This window comes from Neisseria sp. P0009.S007 (assembly GCF_051962515.1).
Window position 1 is genome coordinate 1 of the sequence record NZ_JBQCVF010000725.1, and the last position, 849, is coordinate 849.

The 849-nt window shown below is 53.0% G+C and carries 1 pseudogene; it reads right to left on the reverse strand.

Annotation, left to right across the window (positions count from 1 at the left end):
- Positions 1 to 849: pseudogene (locus ACTHS3_RS15955) on the reverse strand (NAD-dependent DNA ligase LigA); the annotation flags it as partial.

Below are 849 nucleotides of genomic sequence, written 5' to 3' on the forward strand. Positions count from 1 at the left end.
GCCTGCAAGGATGTTTTCTGCCCATTTGGTCGGCTGTGTTTTATTGTTTTTGGCAAGCAGAGTATTGCCGGTCTCGCCTTCAAAGTCTCCAATTTCACTGTTTGATGGTTCTTCTTCACTAGCTGACGCTTTATCCGCGTGTTCCTTCATTTTTTGCAGGGTCGGGATATCGAGGTGGTAGAGGTCGGCGAAATGACGAACCAAATCTTGCGCTACCAGCTGCTCGATTTGTTTTTGACCAAGTCCGTCGATGTCCATGGCTTTGCGTGAGGCGAAGTGGATCAAACCTTGCGCACGTTGTGCTTGGCAAAGCATACCGCCGCTGCATCGGGCAACCGCTTCGCCTTCTTCACGTTCGATTTCGCTGTGACAGATAGGGCAATGGGTAGGCAGGCGGTAGGGTTTGTGAAGCGGTTCGGCTCGGGTTTCAGATGGTGTTTCGGCAAACAAATCGTCTTGCAGGCCGTCTGAAACGGAAATATTGGTTTCCTGCATTGGGCGACGTTCAAAAATCACGCGCACCACCTCGGGAATCACGTCTCCGGCGCGGCGTACGACAACTGTATCGCCAACGCGCACGTCTTTGCGCGATACTTCGTCCTGATTGTGCAGGGTGGCGTTGGTAACGGTAACGCCGCCGACGAATACAGGTTGCAGGCGTGCGACGGGGGTTACTGCGCCGGTGCGCCCGATTTGTACATCAATGGCTTCGACAATGGTCAATGCTTCTTCAGCAGGAAATTTGTGGGCAATGGCCCAACGTGGCGCGCGTGAGATGAAACCCAGTTTTTCTTGTTGTGCCAGACTGTTGACTTTGACCACCATACCGTCGATTTCGTAGGGTAGAGT